Annotated in this window: 19 protein-coding genes and 1 tRNA gene; 8 read left to right on the top strand and 12 right to left on the bottom strand. The window is 39.6% G+C overall.

What is annotated here, in order from left to right; genetic code table 11:
* Positions 1-2: 2 nt before the first annotated feature.
* A complete protein-coding gene (locus V7K79_RS25445) occupies positions 3-623 on the bottom strand; it encodes a metal-binding protein (protein WP_335051652.1) in 621 nt (206 codons plus the stop codon).
* Positions 624-865: 242 nt separating this feature from the next.
* On the opposite strand from V7K79_RS25445, the gene V7K79_RS25450 reads away from it, so the two are divergent.
* A tRNA-Val gene (locus V7K79_RS25450) sits at positions 866-938 on the top strand.
* Positions 939-1,253: 315 nt separating this feature from the next.
* On the opposite strand, the gene V7K79_RS25455 is transcribed toward V7K79_RS25450, so the two are convergent.
* The 3 genes from V7K79_RS25455 to V7K79_RS25465 all read right to left on the bottom strand — a co-directional run bounded on the left by V7K79_RS25455 (position 1,254) and on the right by V7K79_RS25465 (position 3,307).
* Positions 1,254-1,892, bottom strand: coding sequence for a histidine phosphatase family protein (locus V7K79_RS25455; RefSeq protein WP_335051603.1), 639 nt, complete (start codon positions 1,890-1,892; stop codon positions 1,254-1,256).
* Between the two features lie 444 nt (positions 1,893-2,336).
* The gene (locus V7K79_RS25460) at positions 2,337-2,519 is read right to left on the bottom strand and encodes a CsbD family protein (protein WP_335051605.1); all 183 of its coding nucleotides are present in this window, start codon (positions 2,517-2,519) and stop codon (positions 2,337-2,339) included.
* 323 nt (positions 2,520-2,842) lie between these two features.
* On the bottom strand, positions 2,843-3,307 hold the full coding sequence (locus tag V7K79_RS25465) for a hypothetical protein (protein WP_335051607.1): 465 nt from the start codon (positions 3,305-3,307) through the stop codon (positions 2,843-2,845).
* 253 nt (positions 3,308-3,560) lie between these two features.
* On the opposite strand from V7K79_RS25465, the gene uvrB reads away from it, so the two are divergent.
* From uvrB to V7K79_RS25480, 3 genes are all read left to right on the top strand, one after another.
* The gene (gene uvrB / locus V7K79_RS25470; RefSeq protein WP_335051609.1) at positions 3,561-5,558 is read left to right on the top strand and encodes an excinuclease ABC subunit UvrB; all 1,998 of its coding nucleotides are present in this window, start codon (positions 3,561-3,563) and stop codon (positions 5,556-5,558) included.
* Between the two features lie 199 nt (positions 5,559-5,757).
* On the top strand, positions 5,758-5,964 hold the full coding sequence (locus tag V7K79_RS25475) for a type II toxin-antitoxin system HicB family antitoxin (RefSeq protein ID WP_118164153.1): 207 nt from the start codon (positions 5,758-5,760) through the stop codon (positions 5,962-5,964).
* The gene (locus V7K79_RS25480; protein ID WP_334932587.1) at positions 5,961-6,182 is read left to right on the top strand and encodes a type II toxin-antitoxin system HicA family toxin; all 222 of its coding nucleotides are present in this window, start codon (positions 5,961-5,963) and stop codon (positions 6,180-6,182) included. Before V7K79_RS25475 ends, V7K79_RS25480 begins: the two co-directional genes overlap by 4 nt.
* A gap of 251 nt (positions 6,183-6,433) precedes the next feature.
* On the opposite strand, the gene V7K79_RS25485 is transcribed toward V7K79_RS25480, so the two are convergent.
* On the bottom strand, positions 6,434-7,081 hold the full coding sequence (locus tag V7K79_RS25485) for a calcium-binding protein (RefSeq protein WP_335051611.1): 648 nt from the start codon (positions 7,079-7,081) through the stop codon (positions 6,434-6,436).
* Positions 7,082-7,536: 455 nt separating this feature from the next.
* Positions 7,537-8,157: a tetratricopeptide repeat protein gene (locus V7K79_RS25490; RefSeq protein WP_335051613.1), complete on the bottom strand. Its 621-nt coding sequence runs from the start codon at positions 8,155-8,157 to the stop codon at positions 7,537-7,539.
* Positions 8,158-8,278: 121 nt separating this feature from the next.
* On the opposite strand from V7K79_RS25490, the gene V7K79_RS25495 reads away from it, so the two are divergent.
* From V7K79_RS25495 to V7K79_RS25505, 3 genes are all read left to right on the top strand, one after another.
* Positions 8,279-8,755, top strand: coding sequence for an MEKHLA domain-containing protein (locus V7K79_RS25495; RefSeq protein WP_335051615.1), 477 nt, complete (start codon positions 8,279-8,281; stop codon positions 8,753-8,755).
* Positions 8,756-9,022: 267 nt separating this feature from the next.
* The gene (locus V7K79_RS25500; RefSeq protein ID WP_335051617.1) at positions 9,023-9,742 is read left to right on the top strand and encodes a rhomboid family intramembrane serine protease; all 720 of its coding nucleotides are present in this window, start codon (positions 9,023-9,025) and stop codon (positions 9,740-9,742) included.
* A 126-nt stretch (positions 9,743-9,868) separates the two neighbouring features.
* Positions 9,869-10,540, top strand: a complete 672-nt coding sequence (locus V7K79_RS25505) for a rhomboid family intramembrane serine protease (protein WP_335051619.1) — start codon at positions 9,869-9,871, stop codon at positions 10,538-10,540.
* 274 nt (positions 10,541-10,814) lie between these two features.
* On the opposite strand, the gene V7K79_RS25510 is transcribed toward V7K79_RS25505, so the two are convergent.
* The 3 genes from V7K79_RS25510 to V7K79_RS25520 all read right to left on the bottom strand — a co-directional run bounded on the left by V7K79_RS25510 (position 10,815) and on the right by V7K79_RS25520 (position 13,432).
* Positions 10,815-11,306, bottom strand: a complete 492-nt coding sequence (locus V7K79_RS25510; RefSeq protein WP_335051621.1) for an AraC family transcriptional regulator — start codon at positions 11,304-11,306, stop codon at positions 10,815-10,817.
* Between the two features lie 442 nt (positions 11,307-11,748).
* On the bottom strand, positions 11,749-12,489 hold the full coding sequence (locus tag V7K79_RS25515; protein ID WP_335051623.1) for a Uma2 family endonuclease: 741 nt from the start codon (positions 12,487-12,489) through the stop codon (positions 11,749-11,751).
* A gap of 145 nt (positions 12,490-12,634) precedes the next feature.
* The gene (locus V7K79_RS25520) at positions 12,635-13,432 is read right to left on the bottom strand and encodes an HAD family hydrolase (protein WP_335051624.1); all 798 of its coding nucleotides are present in this window, start codon (positions 13,430-13,432) and stop codon (positions 12,635-12,637) included.
* A 104-nt stretch (positions 13,433-13,536) separates the two neighbouring features.
* On the opposite strand from V7K79_RS25520, the gene V7K79_RS25525 reads away from it, so the two are divergent.
* Positions 13,537-14,358, top strand: a complete 822-nt coding sequence (locus V7K79_RS25525) for a hypothetical protein (RefSeq protein WP_335051626.1) — start codon at positions 13,537-13,539, stop codon at positions 14,356-14,358.
* A gap of 64 nt (positions 14,359-14,422) precedes the next feature.
* On the opposite strand, the gene V7K79_RS25530 is transcribed toward V7K79_RS25525, so the two are convergent.
* The 3 genes from V7K79_RS25530 to V7K79_RS25540 all read right to left on the bottom strand — a co-directional run bounded on the left by V7K79_RS25530 (position 14,423) and on the right by V7K79_RS25540 (position 17,971).
* Positions 14,423-15,130 (bottom strand): DevA family ABC transporter ATP-binding protein, encoded by a 708-nt coding sequence (locus V7K79_RS25530; protein ID WP_335051628.1) that lies wholly within the window; start codon positions 15,128-15,130, stop codon positions 14,423-14,425.
* 116 nt (positions 15,131-15,246) lie between these two features.
* A complete protein-coding gene (gene devC, locus V7K79_RS25535; protein ID WP_335051630.1) occupies positions 15,247-16,401 on the bottom strand; it encodes an ABC transporter permease DevC in 1,155 nt (384 codons plus the stop codon).
* Between the two features lie 145 nt (positions 16,402-16,546).
* The gene (locus tag V7K79_RS25540; protein WP_335051631.1) at positions 16,547-17,971 is read right to left on the bottom strand and encodes an HlyD family efflux transporter periplasmic adaptor subunit; all 1,425 of its coding nucleotides are present in this window, start codon (positions 17,969-17,971) and stop codon (positions 16,547-16,549) included.
* Positions 17,972-18,483: the final 512 nt, after the last annotated feature.

An 18,483-nucleotide genomic window follows, 5' to 3' on the forward strand; every position in this document is an offset into this window, starting at 1 on the left:
TGTCATTTGTCCTTTGTCGTTCTACCGTTGCTCTTTCTGGTAACTGTAGCTCGACGATTACCGCGATTTGTAACTTTCCGCTTCTTAATTTTGCCACTAGGAAGCAACCCGCGAACTCCCTTTTTTTGAAAGCGCTTGTATGCCGAACCGCCCCAATCACTCAGAGAATGACTCATCGCACCAAGTTCTAACCCGAAAAACAAAGCGATATATTCAGTATCGTATTGCACGAGCGATCGCCCCACAGTTGCACTTAAATCCTGCCAAGTAAAACTTAGATTCCACAACCTTTCAGCGATCGCCAACACGAAAATTGCCAAAATAGCCAGCAAGCACCCCAGATAAAGTATCCGTAGAATTGTGCCAATAATCGGTCCGTGGGATAAAAAAGAACGATGTCGGAGACTTTTTTGATAAGGTAGCCAAATCCAGCGCAAGAAACCCCAGCGTTGGAATTGCACAGAGTAAATATCCAAATCTGGGCCAAACATCAGCCCGCCAAAGAGAAACCCGCCTGCAACCAACAAAGTCGCATTGCTACTGCGAGTCTGCCAAAAAGTAATACCCGCCACGAACGGCAGAGCATACATAGTAATGCGATCGTGCGTGCGACCAGAGGGCATTTTAAATCCTGTTAGCGATAGCGGGGCGTTTAGCCCGTGCTGAGTTATAGCCGTAGTCACACTCTTTAGGACATAAGGATGGGGTGAAAGAAGAGAGTTAGCAATAGTTTTACCTCCTGCCCTCTGCCTCCTGCCTCCTGCTATAACTGAATACTGAGTCAGTATAAGAGAAAAAAAGATTTTCTTAAAACTACTAGCGCAACGTTAAATATTTTGTTATATTAGTTAAGGATTGATCAAAAGGGCGGTTAGCTCAGTTGGTAGAGCGCCTGCCTTACAAGCAGGATGTCATCAGTTCGAGTCTGGTACTGCCCATTATTAAAAAAGCCGCCACTTAGCGGCTTTTTTTAATTGGAAGCATAATATTGCCATACGATTTGTAACTTCAGCCGGTGTCATTTTTCTACCGTTCTTGTTACCTTCTTTATAAGTTTTGACGATAAAATCTTACCAACCATCACTAATCGGATAGCCACCTTTATCAGAACGTTCGGCTTCAGTTGAGTTAAATCCTATATAGCATTAAATTTAGCTGACAAAAGCTATATTCTTTATGTCATAATACTTGTAGCTATTTTAGAGAAACGACATTAATCTGTTAAGACGACAAACAATCAGTTAATCAACACCTCATGTCCCCGGTAAATTTCGCAACCGCTCATTCAAATGACTACGGTCTGCTAAAACTTTTAACAACGGCCCATGTGAGGTAAATTCTACAATACTCACCGAAGCAACAGGGCATCCCAAACGAAAACGGAAGCGTCCCACATCAATCCCTAGTAAACTACACAGAATAATTCTGATAGTTGCCTTGTGTGAAACCACTAAAACATTGCCAGTAGTATAATTTTGCTTGATTTCTTCAATTACCTGTATGGCGCGAGAAGCAATTGTAACTGCCATTTCTCCACCATTTGGCGCATACCAAGCCGGATCTGCTGACCAGCGAATATAATCATCGTGATATTCACGGCTAATTACTTCTGGAGTTTTTCCTTCCCACAAGCCATAGTTAATTTCCTTTAAACCATCCCGAAGTTGTGGTTCTATCCTTATTGCTTCAGACAAAGGTTTTGCTGTCAATACAGTTCGCTGCATTGGACTACAAAATATTGCTGTCCAATCCATAGAACTATATGTCTGTGCAAAAGCTTTTGCCATTTCCAAGCCTTCTGGAGTAAGTTCTGAGTTTATAGAACCGCAAAAAGAATTATTACGGCTGCATTCTGTCTGTCCGTGACGGAGGAAATAAAGAGTTAGGTTCACGGTATATTCTCATAGATTGTGAATTTAAGAGCGCTAACAATCAGATGTAGCTGAAGATAGTTAATGCCTGTGGTATATTACTACAATTTTTGAGATTTGAAATGATTTTCAGATTAAGCAAAGTTGCCGTAGCTACGCTTATCGTAGACATTGCCATTCAATAGTTAGGTATTAATGCAGCAGTAAAATTAAATTAATTTTTCAGATGATTTTATATCCATCTTTCACTAAAGAACAGATTAGAAAGCAAAAATATAGAGACGTAATTAATTACGTCTCTATAAAAGTTTTATCAATTAAGCTAGTTCTTTATCTTTCAATAGTTGCTAAGAATAGAATAAAGGTGTATAGCATTAATTACTTAACTTTTCATAATTTTTTATTGCAAAAGTGGAATATACTCTATTTATATTCCTAGAGATTCTGCAAAAAAACTACGAATTATTAGTCAATTTTTTCTTTTACACTATCTTTCACATCTTCAATGCCGTGACTTACTTCGCTTTCGGCTTGCTTTGCTTTACCTTTAGCTTTATCTTCTGGATCTCCAGTGATGTTTCCTAATGCTTCTTGGGCTTTGCCTTCTATGTTCTTAGCAGCAGCCTTTGCGCGATCTTCTATGCTCATTTTGATACTCCTGATTAAATTGAAAATTAATTTCAAAGTTATTAACTAACTTTGAAACTCTTTGTTATTACCATTACACAGTAACTTAAAGTTTTTGCTTAAGTCTTCCGCCACAAGACATATTAAATAATTTAAAATGAATAAAAGTAATTGTAGTAAGCATCCTAGCTGTTGATTGAATATAAATTCAAGTAAGTAGAGTTGAGTTACCTATGCTAAAAGACATAGAACAAAAGTCACAGATGGTAATCTTTATTTTTTAAATAAAAAAACCCAACTTCGTACAGAAAATGGGTTAATAAAGTTATAGGGATGTTTTTTGTCTAATCTAGAAAACCCATCAGGCTTTCAGGATTGTCAATCTCATTTGATGCTATCGGACGGTTTCCGAATGTTGAATAGCTTTCATCAATTACCAATAAACTTGAGCCAACTGGACGAATCCCAGAGAGATTTATACTTTCAACAACTTGGAATTTATTAGCACCAATTGGACGAATACCCATTGCATTATAGGTTTCAACTACTTCCAAATGACTAGTGCTAACAGGACGCACCCCAGCAATAGAGAGTTTTTCAGCAATTTCTAAGTCGCTAGCGCCTATGGGACGAATTCCAGAAATGGCGAGTGTTCCAGAAGCTCCTACCGGCAGTTCATTGACTTCCTCGACTTTATCTGCATTCAAGCTATGGCCTTGTTGATTTTCAACTTCCTCTATAGCTTCCCCTGAAGACTTGGCAGGCTTATGCCGAGAACTGGTTGCTTTGCCAGTGTTGCTAATAGCCATAAACGAACACCTCTAGTTTGTTAATTGAATTTTACAATAATTAAGGAAAGATGAAATTTTTTCCCATATACCTTAGAGTTTAACCTTAAAAAACCTCATATAGATATAAGAGTTTTTAAAACTAATACATAAATAAATTTAAAGTAATAACTTTTGTAAATAATTATTACTATTTATTTGGTCTAAAAAGCCAGCTACAATGGATACAGGGCGGAATCGTCACCATGAGATAGGGTATTTACAGCAAAACTGTATGACAGAATTTTGTCTTCAAGCTCCCTTTAGTCCTACAGGCGATCAACCACAAGCGATCGCCCAACTAACTGATAGTATCCAATCGGGTAATCATTATCAAACTTTACTAGGAGCCACCGGAACTGGTAAGACGTTTTCGGTAGCAGCAGTTATTGAGAAAATTGGCAAGCCAACTTTAGTTTTAGCGCATAACAAAACTTTGGCTGCTCAACTTTGTAACGAGTTGCGAGATTTCTTTCCCAATAACGCAGTTGAGTATTTTGTCAGCTACTACGATTATTATCAGCCAGAAGCCTATATCCCCGTTACCGATACTTATATTGAAAAAACAGCGGCGATTAATGATGAAATAGATATGTTGCGGCATTCAGCGACGCGATCGCTTTTTGAACGCCGTGATGTTATTGTGGTTGCTTCCATTAGTTGCATCTATGGTTTAGGAATGCCAGCAGAATACCTGAAAGCTGCCATCCCCCTTCAAATAGGTATGGAAGTAAATCAACGCCAAATTTTACGGGATTTGGCAAATGTTCAATATAGCCGTAACGACATAGAAATGGGTCGGGGGAAGTTTCGCGTCCGGGGCGATGTTTTAGAAATTGGCCCAGCTTATGAAGACAGGATTATTCGTGTCGAATTCTTTGGTGATGAAATTGATGCAATTCGCTACATTGATCCAGTAACAGGAGAAATTCTCAAAAGTTTAGAAGCGGTGAATGTCTACCCTGCACGTCACTTTGTCACTCCAGAAGAACGATTAGAAACAGCTTGTGATGACATTGCAGCAGAGTTAAAACAGCAAAAACTAGACTTAGAACAAGCAGGAAAACTATTAGAAGCGCAACGCATAGATCAGCGTACACGCTATGACTTGGAAATGTTACGCGAAGTAGGTTACTGCAACGGCGTTGAGAACTATTCCCGTCACTTAGCAGGAAGGCAAGCTGGAGAAGCGCCAGAATGTTTAATTGATTATTTTCCCAAAGATTGGTTATTAGTTATCGATGAATCTCACGTTACTGTACCCCAAATTCGGGGGATGTATAACGGCGATCAAGCGAGAAAAAAAGTTTTAATTGAACATGGATTTCGGCTTCCTAGCGCTGCTGATAACCGTCCTTTAAAAGCAGAGGAATTTTGGCAAAAAGTAAATCAGTGTATTTTTGTTTCAGCAACTCCCGGAAATTGGGAATTAGAAGTTTCTGAAGACCATGTAGTTGAGCAAGTAATTCGACCAACTGGGGTAGTTGATCCAGAAATTTCTGTGCGTCCTACAGAAGGACAAATTGATGATTTGTTGGGAGAAATTAAAGATAGAGCCGATCGCCATGAACGAGTGTTAATTACCACATTAACCAAGCGGATGGCGGAAGATTTAACCGAGTATTTGCAAGACCACAGTATTCGGGTACGGTATTTACATTCTGAGATTACTTCTATTGAGCGCATTGAAATTTTGCAGAACTTGCGCGAGGGGAAATTTGATGTATTAGTTGGCGTAAACTTGCTGCGTGAAGGCTTGGATTTACCCGAAGTTTCCTTAGTAGCAATTATGGATGCAGATAAAGAAGGTTTCTTGCGAACCGAGCGTTCCTTAATTCAAACTATTGGTAGAGCCGCGCGTCACATTCAGGGACAAGCGATTTTATATGCCGATAACCTGACAGGTAGCATGATTAAAGCTATTGATGAAACAGACAGGCGGCGTGGTATTCAAACTGCACATAATCAACTGCATGGGATTACACCGCAACCGATAGTGAAAAAATCAAGTAATGCGATTTTGGCTTTTTTAGATGTATCTCGGCGGTTGAATGCAACTGATTTGAAAGTAGTAGATGAACATCTAGATGAACTGCCATTAGAACAGATTCCCCAATTGATTACTCTGTTAGAAGCGCAGATGAAAGAGGCAGCGAAGAAACTGGAATTTGAAGAAGCGGGTAAATTGCGCGATCGCATTAAACATCTGCGGGATAAAATGCTAGGACGTTAGTGCTTGGTCAAGGTAGCAATAAAAATAGTGCAGTTTGAAACCGAAGCAACCGAAAATTGAATAGATGGGCAATGAAGATGCGTAGATGCCCAGAGAAATATACAGTTTGAGGTTGAAATGAACAGTAGAAAGCAGATTTAGGAGGCTTACTTGATAAGAGCAAGAACAGTTATACACATTTTTTATTATAGAGTATAATATGAGACAGGTAATTGTGTATCGAGATGAAGATGGCTGCTGGGTTGTAGAGTGCCCAAGCCTAAAAGGTTGTATTAGCCAGGGTAAGACTAAAGAGGAAGCCCTTTCCAATATCAAAGAGGCAATCGCAGGTTACATCGCCGCGTTGCAGGAGGATGGTTTACCTGTTCCAGAAGATAACTTTGAAACGTTTCTGGTACTCGTGTGAGCAAACTACCGAGTATTTCTGGAAAAGATTGCGTCAAAGCGCTCGAAAAGGTGGGTTTTTACGAAAAGCGTAGGGAAAGTAGCCATATTATTCTACGACGAGATGAACCGTTTGCTCAAGTTGTTGTCCCAGATCATCAGGAATTAGCTAAGGGTACGTTACGGGCAATAATTCGGGATGCTGATTTAAGTGTAGAGGAATTTATTGCATTGCTATAGGGCGGGACTGGGTGAAGCGATCGCATTAAGCATCTGCGGGATAAAATGCTGGGACGTTAACGCTGGTTGAAGTGTAATTATAGCTGAAAATAATCCTGGTTTGAAAATGTATTGATTGCAGGTTTGAGTGATTAGTATTGCAGGTAATTACACATAGAAGGCGGACATCACAGTATGTTGGGGCAATCCGACGAAGTTTGCCTCAACATACTGTGATGTTTCTCGGTTGTGGTTGACTTAACACACGGTTTCTAGAAAATGTTGATAACAGGACTGGAAATCGTGAAAGAGATAAAGCCAGAAACCATCGCAATCTGAGTGTCTTCAACGAACAGTGCGCCTGTACTTGTGTTGAGCGTAACCGCATCGAAAGAGTCTATATCTATTCCGAAACCTTCGGCGGAAATCCAAATCTCATCCTTATCAAATATGTAGTCGAAGTCAGTGATGGTATCAATTCCTTCATCTGGGGAATTAAAGTAAAATCTATCGGTACCGTCTCCGCCTGTAAGTATGTCCCTACCCAAGCCTCCAACTAGGGCGTCATCACTGGCATTACCTTGTAACACGTCATTGCCATCATTGCCAATCAGGCTATCATTGCCAGCGCCACCCAAAAGGTTGTCAGCACCCGCCCCACCTTCTAAGGTGTCATTACGGGTGCCGCCAGTCAGCACGTCGTTGCCATCATTGCCAATCAGGCTATCATTGCCAGCGCCACCCAAAAGGCTGTCATTACCAGTACCACCATTTAAGATATCGTCACCAAAGTTGCCATTCAGGGTGTCATTACCAGACGGGCTATTAGCATTGCCACCCTTAGCCCATCCATATAATATGTCATTTCCCGAAGTTCCATTTATTGTTTCAGAACCTGTGGTGCCGTAGATAGTTGCCATTTTTGTTTTTTCCTAACTTTCCTAATTGATGTTCAGGGTAAAAGTCAGCTTATCACAATTGCAGACATGGATTTATCGATCAACAGTGATGACAGGGTTGTTTGGCGATTAGCTCAGGAAAATTAGATGATTTTACTTATAGCTAATCGCAGCATGAAAGGGAAAGATTCGCTCGAACAAGTCATACGTGAAGAAAATACCTTAGCATCTTACCTGTAATTACGATTAGCAATGCCGATCGACTGCTAAACGACTCTGAATATCTAGCTCAGTGTGTTGAAAGTCTGATTGAAATTGTGCTTGATATTGATAGTCATCGAGGTGCAAGGCGAATCTTCATCCCGTAATGTGGTTAACTATTTGTTCATTGCGATCGCATTAAGACTATAACTCGCTTCATTAACGCAACAAATTATTTAACATCAAAAGGCTTAATTTATTTACTATTGAGCAAATCAAACCCATCCTCGCAATTTTTTATGTACCTGCGCCAAATACCACATATAATCATCAATTTTATAATTATCAGCAGCTTTCACTATATACTCCTGAGCCAAATTAATATTATTCTCAACTTCGTAATATAATCCCAAGTAAAGATGACTATAAAAATTCCCCTTTATCCCTTCTGATTGACCAACAGTTAAAACATCATATTGTGTACAATCTCCAGCATAGAAATCATATACGCGCTGCATAACACGTCGAGGATCATTTTTCACCGTTAGTAAAGAATTACGTGCTTCTTCAACACCTAACGAACGAGCTATGCAGAGATATCGCCATACTGTTTCTTCTACATCTTGAGCATTCACTGTTAAATCTATTTCAAATTGTTCAGCGCCCTCAACAAATCTTTCTACATAATAGTACGATAATCCCCGTTGCCAAAGGTAGGGTTTGATACGGGCATCCAATTGCTCTGCGATGTCGAAATCTTGAATAGATTCATCAATCTTGGCCAGTTGAAAGTTAACCATGCCTCGACGAATGTAAGCATTAGAATTTTTAGGTTGATTGCAGATAATTTCGTTCCAGCGCTGAAGTTGATTTTCCAGAGAATTTGAAAAAAACATGAGTTTGCCTAGCTAATATGCATTAAATAGAGTATTTTCCGGCTTGGGGATAATTTGTCAATTCCTATAATGAGTCAAGTTTTGTCATACTAAATTATTAGCGTTATATTTTAACTTTTCCATGACTAGCGTGATTAAGTTTCCTTGGCAGCAAGAGGCCATTATTCTCCACAGTCAATATTTAATAAATAGTTTTCACCATTGGATGGGAAATTCTTTGCTGGATGCTAATGGTTCACCACTTGAAACAGCACAGGCGCTATTTGAAGCACCATTTGCCTTAGTTTCTCACGGCACTGAGTCAGACCCAATTTTTAACTATGGTAATCGCAAAGCGTTGGAACTATGGGAGCTTTCTTGGGAGGAATTTACTAGAATGCCTTCCCGAAGATCAGCTGAAGAGTTAGTGCAAGAAGAACGCGATCGCCTCTTAGCAGAAGCAACAACTAAAGGCTTTAGCTATTTTTCTGGTGTGCGGATCACCAGCACTAGTAAACGCTTTGAGATTCAAGATGGCATCCTCTGGAATCTCTTAGATGAGCAGAATAAATTGTGTGGTCAAGCAGCAGTTTACTCTAAGTGTACGTTTATTACATGATCGCTCAATACGGTTTGGTTAAAGGAGAAAGAGGAAAAGGACTCATGTTTTGAATACATCCTTTCGCCCTTACCCGCAAACCCATTTCCCAGAACACACTCGATTGTAAAAAATGCTTATCTGAACCGTATTGCATGATCGCTAGCTCATACATATAAATACTAATTATTTGCTTAATGAAAGCAAGATCCATCCATGAGGTAGAAGAAACTACTTATAGAATTCAGTATTGTAGAGTTTGTGTCTTAAAATCAGGAAAAAACGCTCGTGGTTCCCATTAGAGATAATAATCCGACAAAAATCACGCCTTATGTAACTTATGGACTGATTGCTGCTAATGTCCTCGCTTTTCTTTATGAAGCAAGTCTTCCTCCACAAGCATTAAATGGATTTTTACACCTTGCTGCTGTAGTTCCACGAGAACTGACTTTAAGCTTTGGAGGTATCTCTGTACATCAACCAGTACCAGAATGGGCAACTTTGATTACTTCCCAATTTTTGCACGGTGGTTTTTTGCACTTAGCTGGGAATATGCTGTTTCTCTGGATTTTTGGGAACAACGTTGAAGATAAGTTAGGTCATGCCAAATATTTGCTGTTTTATTTATCTTGTGGTGTTTTGGCATCCTTGACCCAGTGGTACTTCGCTCAAGATTCTAGCATTCCTTCTTTGGGTGCAAGTGGTGCGATCGCAGGTATCCTGGGTGCATATATTCTCCGCTTTCCCAACGCTGAAGTTCTCGGTATAGTGCCTCTAGGATTTTTCTTTCCAACTTTCCGTGTCCCCGCATATTTCTTTTTAGGATTTTGGTTTCTCGAACAAGCTTTCTACGGACTTGCCAGCCTCGAAACACCTACCAACATTGGTATGGAAAGTGGCGGTATTGCCTACTGGGCCCATGCAGGCGGGTTTATCTTTGGGGCAATTCTCGGCCCACTGTTGGGTTTATTTAGCGATAAATCCCAGGAAGAATCTTGGTATAAGTAATTTTTAATAGTATCTTTGTTACTCTTAATTATACTGATTAATTTCATAGGTGAAATTGTTTAACGTTCGCAACTCCTAGCCTTACAAGCTATATTGCAGTTAGTCAATAATTTAGGAAAAACATCTGTGTTTCCCCTCTACGATGAAAATCCGACGCGAATCACCCCGTATTTCACCTACGGGTTAATTGGCATGAATATTTTAGTTTTTATTCACGAGGTGAGCCTGTCCCATGCACAATTGAGTCAGTTTTTAGGTGAGTATGCAGTAGTACCTCAACAGTTAACCACCAATTTGAGTGGAGAGTGGATAACATTATTTACGTCACAATTCTTACACGGCGGTTGGTGGCATTTAATCTCGAATATGGTATTTCTCTGGGTTTTTGGCAACAATATTGAAGATCGATTGGGTCATGCTAAATATCTGATTTTTTATTTAGCGTGTGGTGCTTTAGCTGCCTTGTGCCAATGGTTTATTGGGATGAATTCTGAGATTCCTTCATTGGGGGCTAGTGGTGCAATTTCTGGGGTTTTGGGTGCGTACATTATCCGCTTTCCCCATGCTCAAGTCATGACTTTAATATTTTTGGGGATTTTCATCACTACAATCAGAGTTCCAGCACTAATAATAATTGGACTTTTCATTGTGCAAAATGTCATATCCGGTCTTACTACTCTACAAACAGCCGCTAACATGACTGTAGAAACTGGTGGAGTCGCTTACTGGGCACATATCGGTGGTTTTGTTTTTGGCGTAATTCTCGCTCCTCTATTTGGCTTGTTTCGGCGCGACTAAATACAGTATTTCCTAAATTCATAGCCAAAAAATTGCTAACGTTTTTATTCTATTTTTTGTTGAAGTCCCGTTAAGTAGGGCTTGCAGAGAAAGTGTACAAAGGTGATGGTCTATAGACAATCAGACCGAAGAAATATATTCAGATGCAAGATGATCTCGAAAGGCTTGATTTTCTCTTGTAAATGATGGCTAAAAACTCAGATAAAGCAAATTTTAAACCCAGATAGGATAAGTTTTTCAAAGCGTCTTGCAGAAAACTACACATATATCGGTTTCATACATAGTCTAAAAAACTACTTATTTCTTGCCGATAACGCTTAGGAGTTGTGTGTAGCATTCGCCCAAACACAGATGTGATGTGACTATGGTTGCCAAATCCTGCATCTACGGCTACCTGCGCCAGCGATCGCTTTTGTTTTTGTAACAGTTGTTGGGCAAGTTCCAGCCGACACTGGAGGACATATTGATCAGGTGACAGTCCAGTTGTTACCTTAAATGCTCGTGCGAAATGGTAGGGACTGAATCCTACTGTGGCAGCAATCTGTTTCAGGGTAAGTTCTTGGGATAAATGCGCTCTGATGTATTCCAAGGCAGACTTTAACAAATTTGGGTCTAAAAACTCTGGTGGACGTTTGAGGCGTCCAGATAGGTTTGAACGTCGGTAAATGATTTGTGCCAACACTGCTGTTGCAACTGATTCTAAGTAAAATGCACCACCGATTTGTCCATTAGAAAAAAACTCTTGGATAGCGATCGCAACATTCACCTAATTGATGGGGTTGAGTATTTCTTAATACAAAGATTTAACACATTGGATACTAGCAGATGTTCACCGCTCAATGAATGCGTCTTTTTTCATGTCAAAAGCCGAACTTTGATTGTTACTGATACAGTTTTCCATTTTGACGATCAATGTTCACCAAATACAAGATTAATAGCCAAACTTCTATGTGGTTATAACCAACTTCGTCCATCGTTATTGGAGAAATTTGCAACTCAGGATAAAGTCAAAGTCAAATGGTCAATTCAACAACTTCTCACTTGAGATTTTGAACGAGTAATCATGGCGCATGGCAGCATGATTGAACAAAATGGTAAGCCTCAGTTTAAAGCAGGTTATGAGTGGTTTTTAGAAATCTCTTTGTAGCAATACTTAACCCACAAGTAAGTCGGCACGATAAAATTCATACATAATTACACCCTATGTATTACTCAATAGTATCGGGGTCTACATTGTGCGATCGCAACCTTGCTTTTAATTGTTCTATCTGCAACTCTGCTTGTTCTGCTCGTTGGCGTTCCTGTTCTGCTCGTTGGCGTTCCTGTTCTACTAGTTCTTCTGCTTGCTGTCTTGCTAAAATTTCTTGCTTTAAAGCCTCTACCAGTTCACCAGGGATCAGTAATTTTTCCCCTGTATCCTCTCGGTAAAACCCAATTAGCCTTCCCTCAACCACCAAGCGTAGTTGTAACGGTTCACTGCGTCCATCTTGTATTGGTTCGTAGATTTCTCCCCGCAGGCGATAGCCACGTAACTGTTGTTCTACCCACTCGCTTTTAGGGTCAAATAGCCAGTATTCCTTGACACCTAGCTGTTCATAGAGGGTCTTTTTGAAGATTTCGTCTTGTCCCTTAGTCCCAAAGGATGTCATTTCAAAAATAACTGTGGGTACTTGACCCTCTTCCCAAACTTTATAGTTGTCCCGACCGCCAGGTGCAACATCAAATATCACCATTACATCTGGGGCTACCCGCAATTTTGGAAAGCCCTGTGCATAGTAAAGAAATTGATTTGCCAATACTGTTGCCTGACGATTTGCCAAATACTGTTTCAGGACTTCTAAGGTAGTTAGTAAAGCATAAAGGTGGTCGTAGGTTTCTGCCACTGGTTGACCATCAGCACTGGGGTAAAAGATTTCTGATTCGACACTAATCGGTAGAGTAGCCGTCACGTCGCTTTGCTCCGAATTCAAAATTCAAAATTCACGCATTAAGAATTTCCATAAATAAATTAACTTGCTTTGTATGCTTTTATGTTTTGCTCATGGTTGTAAAATCAGTGCTACAAGATTATTTTAGAGCAAATTATAATTCCCTTCAATTTGGGATTTGGAAGCTTTGCAATATGTAACTGGATAACTCACAAAATCCATCGCCTTCGGCAGCTGCGGTGATATAAGCGGGTTGATGTTGCAATTTATCTGCATATTCCAGCACATTTGCCACGCCTACAGAAACAGGAAAATAACGGCGATCAAATAAACTTTCATCATTGGGACTATCGCCTACAGTGACAATTTGTTCTGGTGAATAATCAGGCAAGTATTTGCGTAATACCTGCAACAATCCCATAGCTTTATCTTGTCCTTGAGGTTTAATGTGACACTGCACGTTACTATAGGTAAATCCCCAACCCATTTGTTGACAGAGATTATTTAGGATTTGTAGTTCGTCTTCACGCAAACCAGCTACATCAAAAGTCCAGTCGGTGATGCGAAAGCGATTATCAGCAGATTCTTGGATTTGGGGAAATTTAGTTTGTAAGTTTTCAAAAGTCGTAGCCAAGTGCTGGCGATGTTGAACTAGATCGGGAATGGGTGTTAAGACTATTGGTTTGTGATTTCCAGGTGGAAAGTACAAACCGCCATTTTCTGCCATTGCACCTGCAACTGGCATCAAACTACTCAATCCACTTACCCACCCAGCAGAACGTCCGGTGACAATTAGCACCTTAATATCAGCTGCGGCTAAGTCTTCTAAAGCTTGTAGCAGTGCTGGAGTAAATTTTCCTCGTCTAGTGAGAGTGCCATCCATATCTGTGGCTATCAGACGAATCTTGCTAAAGCTTGTAGATGAAACCTCAGATAGAGGAGAGAGGCTCAAATGTCTGGACATATACGATTTGTAAAACGCTGTAAAAAATATTAATCATACAGCAAGATGACCTTGATGATTTGGGCATCCTAAACATCAGGAGTCAAGTTTTTCAGTTTCCAACCATGTCCACTTCAATGTTTCTTGCCCAATCCTCTGGGAAAAAGACTACTAAAAAGGCATCCCAGGAAGTGCCAGCAAGTAATCCTGAAATACCACCATTATTTTTGGTAACTTCTGGAGGACTGGCTTTAGTAGTGATTGCTTTGATTGTGTATAGTAAACTCCAGATAGATAAGCTGGAGAAAAAACTTAAGTTTGAACAATTCCGCGCGCGAGAACTAGAGAAAAAGTTTAAGCTGGCGCTGGAAACAATTCGCAAAATGGAAACTAATCCTGATTTGGTGAATTCACGGGACTTTAACCTGGATTATCTGCGAATGCGGATGTCAGAGGAGGTGTTTCATTTTGCAATTCTTAATCAAATAAAGATTCAGATCAAAGAAAAAATTTCTCAAGCCCTGCGTCCAAATCAAGCACAACTTGGATCTGTCGGAATTGCTAATAGCGCTGGACGGCAAGTAGATGAAATTTTTGATGTCGAATATGAGACTGGTAGTCCAGGAAATTCTGCTAAACGGGTGTTGTTTCGGATTCAAATCAAGTTAATGAAATTACCTACACAAGCAACTTCTGCAACTATTAGTCAAATTATTGATTGTATAGAAACTTACTTAAGCCCCATAGAAGACGAAGATAGTTGGCAGCCAATAATTCAAGGTCGGATTGCTACCATGCATTGGGATCAAAAAGCTAAACCTACGCCTCTACTGGTGCTGGAACAATCGAACGAAGGCGTGAATGTGACTTTCCGTACTAGTCGCCAATCAAATACTCCAACTTTGCCAAAGTCACCTGGAATTAAAAAATCAGGCTCGACTAGATGATAAATTATGGCTGTCATTAGTCATTCGTCATTCACAAAGGACAAATAACTAATGACTAAAATCATTACTGAATAACTGTATTAGAGGAATTACGAGTTAGAAGACCATCTTCCATTTCTACGATGCGATCGGCGATGTCTAAAATGCGGTTATCGTGTGTCACTAATAAGATAGTAGTTCCCTGATTTTTGGCTAGACTTTGCATTATTTCTACAACATCGCGTCCTGATTGTTTGTCTAATGCTGCTGTTGGTTCGTCTGCTAGTACCAAGGGGGGACGGTTCACTAAAGCGCGCGCGATCGCAATTCTTTGTTTTTGTCCACCAGAAAGATTGTCTGGGTAGTAATCAACTCGTTCTTCTAGACCAACAGACCCCAGCATAGCTTTTGATTTAGCCATTGCTTCTGTTTGAGAAATATTATCGTTCAATTCCACTGCCATTTGCACATTTTGCTTGGCTGTCAAGAACCCTAGCAAATTATGGGCTTGGAAAATATAACCGATGTTGCGTCGCATTTGCACTAATTTGTTTTGGCTGACGCCAATAAGTTCTTCACCTAAAAATTTTAAACTTCCTTGTTGTACAGACCGCAAACCACCAATTAAGCTAAGTAATGTTGTTTTCCCTGAACCTGATGGTCCAGTCATAATCACAATCTCACCTGAATATATTTCTAGGTTAATATCAAATAATATCTGTTTTCTCAATGCGCCTTTGCCATAGAAGTGATTGAGGTTTTTAATGGCGATTACAGGTTCTTTTTCCATCATAGTTTTGCTTTAGTTATAAATTAGCATTTTTCAAAATCAACTGTAATGAATATCAAGATTTAAATTGACTTATTTTTAATTTTAGTTTTAATTTATTTTAATTAATATTGAATTAATTAAAATATATCTGCTGGATCGGCAGAGCGTAATTTTCTAACTGCGATTGCCCCAGAAATCATGCACATTATCATAGTCAAAATTAATACTATTGTTGCTCGCTCAAAACTCATAAAAACTGGTAGAAGTGTTGCACTTCTGGCACTATTATACATAAACAAGGCAAAAACGATTCCAGGGAAATAGCCTAGAATTGCTAATAATAAAGCTTCTTGAAGAATGACTGTCAATAAATAGTTTTGTGTGTAACCGATTGCTTTAAGAGTAGCGTACTCAGCTAAGTGGTCTGCGACTTCTGTATAAAGAATTTGATAAACAATCACAGTCCCCACAATGAAACCCATGACAGTCCCTAATGTGAAAATAAAACCAATAGCTGTACTATTTGCCCAATAACTCCGCTCAAAATCAATAAATTCTTGTTTAGTTAAAACATTTACTTCATTAGGTAAATATTTACGTAATTCTTGAGCAACAATATTAGCATCGGCTCCTGGTTTTAATCTAATTAGCCCAATATCAATTAATCCTTTTTGACGATTACTGAATATTCGCAGAAAGTTAATATCACTCGTGATTAAATTACCATCTGCACCAAATGATGCGCCTAATGTAAATAGCCCTTCTACTTGAACTCGCCGCCTTCGTACCTCTGCTGTTACAATCTTTCCTTGCTCATAATTAGCAGCGATCGGGCCATACTCTACCCTAGAGGAACGATCAAATAGAACTACATCAGGTAATTTAAGTTTCTCTAAATTTTCCTGAACTCCAGGTAAGTTAAATAGGTTCTTTTCTGGATTCATTCCAAAGATTAGAATACTCCGAGGTCTGCCTGTAACAGGATTTTTCCAGATTGTATAGTCCAAATATATCGGATGTACTGATTGAACTGCGGGTAATTCTAAAGCTTTATATAATCTTCGTTGAGAAAAGCTTCTCATCGCCAATATAGCGTTAGATTGACTATTAATTAAAACAATATCACCTTGCAAGCTGTTATGAAATCGAACGTTACTATAATATAGAGCATCCCGAAAGCCGAGTTGCATAAACATTAAAATATCAGCAAAAGCAATTCCTGCTAAAGCCACAGCTAGCCGAGTTTTTTCTCTTGTCAGTTGTAGCCATGACAGTGGTATTTTTTGATTCATTTTATAGGGATCTCAGCAAATTTAGTAATTTGAGCTTTTCCACCCATTCTGGTGACACCTGTATCGGATTGATAGAATGTTTAAAAAATATTTTTAATCCAAAATATCAATCATGGATTAGGATTACTGTTCGCCTACAACTTAATTAGTTATTAATATCCACAAGAACTTTGGCATAAGTTAAACCAGATACTTTCTGACTATCTTCTGGAGACAGAGCAATTTTAACTTCTACAACTCTGGCATCCACATCTGCTGCTGGATCTGTATTGAGCACATCTTTTTTACCAATTTTTCTACCAATTTCAGTGACAGTTCCTTTTAATTCACCACTAAATGCGCCGTTATCACTGGTGATAGTAGCATTTTGACCAAGACGCACTTTACCAATGCTGTCTTCAGGGACTTCAGCAATTGCAAACATTTGGTTGGTTTGGCCAATTTCGGCAATGCCATTTGCGCCGATCGCTTCACCTGATTTGGTATAAACCTTTAAAATCTCTCCAGCAATTGGTGCTTGAACGTAGCTTAACCTAAGTTCTGCTTCGGCTTTTCTGACATTTGCGATCGCATTACTAACTTGGGCTTGTGCTACTTGCACATCGGTAGGACTAACATCTAAAATTCTGCTCAGTTTGGCCTTTTCTTCATCGATTTGTCTTTCCAAAGTTGCTAAAGTTTTATCACGGTTAACTCTGGCTTCGATTAGCTGCTGTTGCAAAGTTGCTAAATTTTGTATTTGGTTCGCTCTAGCCTCAGCAAGTTGCTGTCGTACAGTTGCTAATGTCTGCTTCAAAGTAGCTTGGCTTTCAACCACTTGCTGATTAGCAGTTATTGCATTCAAACGTCTACTATCCCGTTCTTGCTGAGAAATCGCACCTTCTTTGTATAAAAAATCATAGCGTCCGGCATCAACTTGAGCATTGCGCTGTTGGGCTTGAATACGTGTAAGCGATGCTCTCAGGGCTTCTTTTTGCCCACTGAGTTCAGCTTCCAGGCGATTTACTGTTGCTTGTTGGACGAGTTTATTTCCACTTAATTGGGCTGCAACTCGTGCGATGGTTGCTTGTTGACCATTCCTTTCCCCAAGTAACTGCGCTTGTAGGCGAGCAATAACTGCTCTTTGAGCTTGAATATCTCTTGGAGAGCCAGCCCTGACTTGGGCTAAATTTGCACGGGCTTCTTGAACTTTTGCTTTTGCCTCTTGTAGTCCGGCTACTTGGCTATCGCGGTTGTCCAAAATTGCCACGATTTGACCTTGCTTTACCCGTTCACCCTCTCTCACCAGAAGTTGCTGAATTCGTGACGATGGTGCTAATCCTGATGATGGGGCGGATAATTTAACAACTTCGCCTCGCGGTTCTAAACGCCCTACAGCACTAATGTTATTAGTAGATGGCATTACAGGAGCAGATGTAGTTAGTTTCTTCAACTGCTCAATTTTGGCCGTACCTAATATTCCAGCAGCGATTACTACTGGTACGGCTACAGCGATACCCCACCAAATCTTAGGTTGTTCATGATTAAGTTGCTGCTCACTTGGCTTTGGCTTTTCAGTCACCCTTAACATAATATGTTGCCCATTTACCTGAATTGTGCTGATGGAAGTAAAAATAAAAGGGTTTTTAATCAACAGCCAGCTGTTAGGACAAACAACAGTGGTTTCAAGCTGGGTATCGCTTAAAATCCATTGTGTGATGAACGTTCAACACTATGGCTCGACAAAATGGTATTTTTTATAGCCGCTCATTATCTATGCAATACACTCTAATCTCACTTCCATTCCTCTCTCATAAAAGAAGAGAAGCTTTGAAGCTTACTAGGTTTAGGTCTGTATTGAAAGCAAGAAACGCTATAGCAGCTGATTATTCAATAACTCTGAGTATTATTGAGACATGAGTGCAATGGAAATTAGCAGAATTCACAAGCAGTATGAATCTAGATATAAAGACGCGATATATCACGTCTCTATACAAAATCCCAAATTGGTATGATGCGGTACTTTACTGCTACACTCACTACGGATATAAGTTACAAAATTGAAAAGAAACATCAAAAATAGACTGTTGCCTTTGTTAGACA

Source organism: Nostoc sp. (genome assembly GCF_036917575.1).
Taxonomy (GTDB): Bacteria; Cyanobacteriota; Cyanobacteriia; order Cyanobacteriales; family Nostocaceae; genus Nostoc.

What these genes read in the sequence shown, in the direction of transcription:
- V7K79_RS25445 (WP_335051652.1), bottom strand. Translation starts at nt 623, where the DNA reads ATGCCCTCTGGTCGCACGCACGATCGCATTACTATGTATGCTCTGCCG.
- V7K79_RS25460 (WP_335051605.1), bottom strand. Translation starts at nt 2,519, where the DNA reads ATGAGCATAGAAGATCGCGCAAAGGCTGCTGCTAAGAACATAGAAGGC.
- V7K79_RS25465 (WP_335051607.1), bottom strand. Translation starts at nt 3,307, where the DNA reads ATGGCTATTAGCAACACTGGCAAAGCAACCAGTTCTCGGCATAAGCCT.
- uvrB (WP_335051609.1), top strand. Translation starts at nt 3,561, where the DNA reads ATGACAGAATTTTGTCTTCAAGCTCCCTTTAGTCCTACAGGCGATCAA.
- V7K79_RS25475 (WP_118164153.1), top strand. Translation starts at nt 5,758, where the DNA reads ATGAGACAGGTAATTGTGTATCGAGATGAAGATGGCTGCTGGGTTGTA.
- V7K79_RS25485 (WP_335051611.1), bottom strand. Translation starts at nt 7,081, where the DNA reads ATGGCAACTATCTACGGCACCACAGGTTCTGAAACAATAAATGGAACT.
- V7K79_RS25490 (WP_335051613.1), bottom strand. Translation starts at nt 8,157, where the DNA reads ATGTTTTTTTCAAATTCTCTGGAAAATCAACTTCAGCGCTGGAACGAA.
- V7K79_RS25495 (WP_335051615.1), top strand. Translation starts at nt 8,279, where the DNA reads ATGACTAGCGTGATTAAGTTTCCTTGGCAGCAAGAGGCCATTATTCTC.
- V7K79_RS25520 (WP_335051624.1), bottom strand. Translation starts at nt 13,432, where the DNA reads ATGTCCAGACATTTGAGCCTCTCTCCTCTATCTGAGGTTTCATCTACA.
- V7K79_RS25525 (WP_335051626.1), top strand. Translation starts at nt 13,537, where the DNA reads ATGTCCACTTCAATGTTTCTTGCCCAATCCTCTGGGAAAAAGACTACT.
- V7K79_RS25530 (WP_335051628.1), bottom strand. Translation starts at nt 15,130, where the DNA reads ATGATGGAAAAAGAACCTGTAATCGCCATTAAAAACCTCAATCACTTC.
- devC (WP_335051630.1), bottom strand. Translation starts at nt 16,401, where the DNA reads ATGAATCAAAAAATACCACTGTCATGGCTACAACTGACAAGAGAAAAA.
- V7K79_RS25540 (WP_335051631.1), bottom strand. Translation starts at nt 17,971, where the DNA reads ATGTTAAGGGTGACTGAAAAGCCAAAGCCAAGTGAGCAGCAACTTAAT.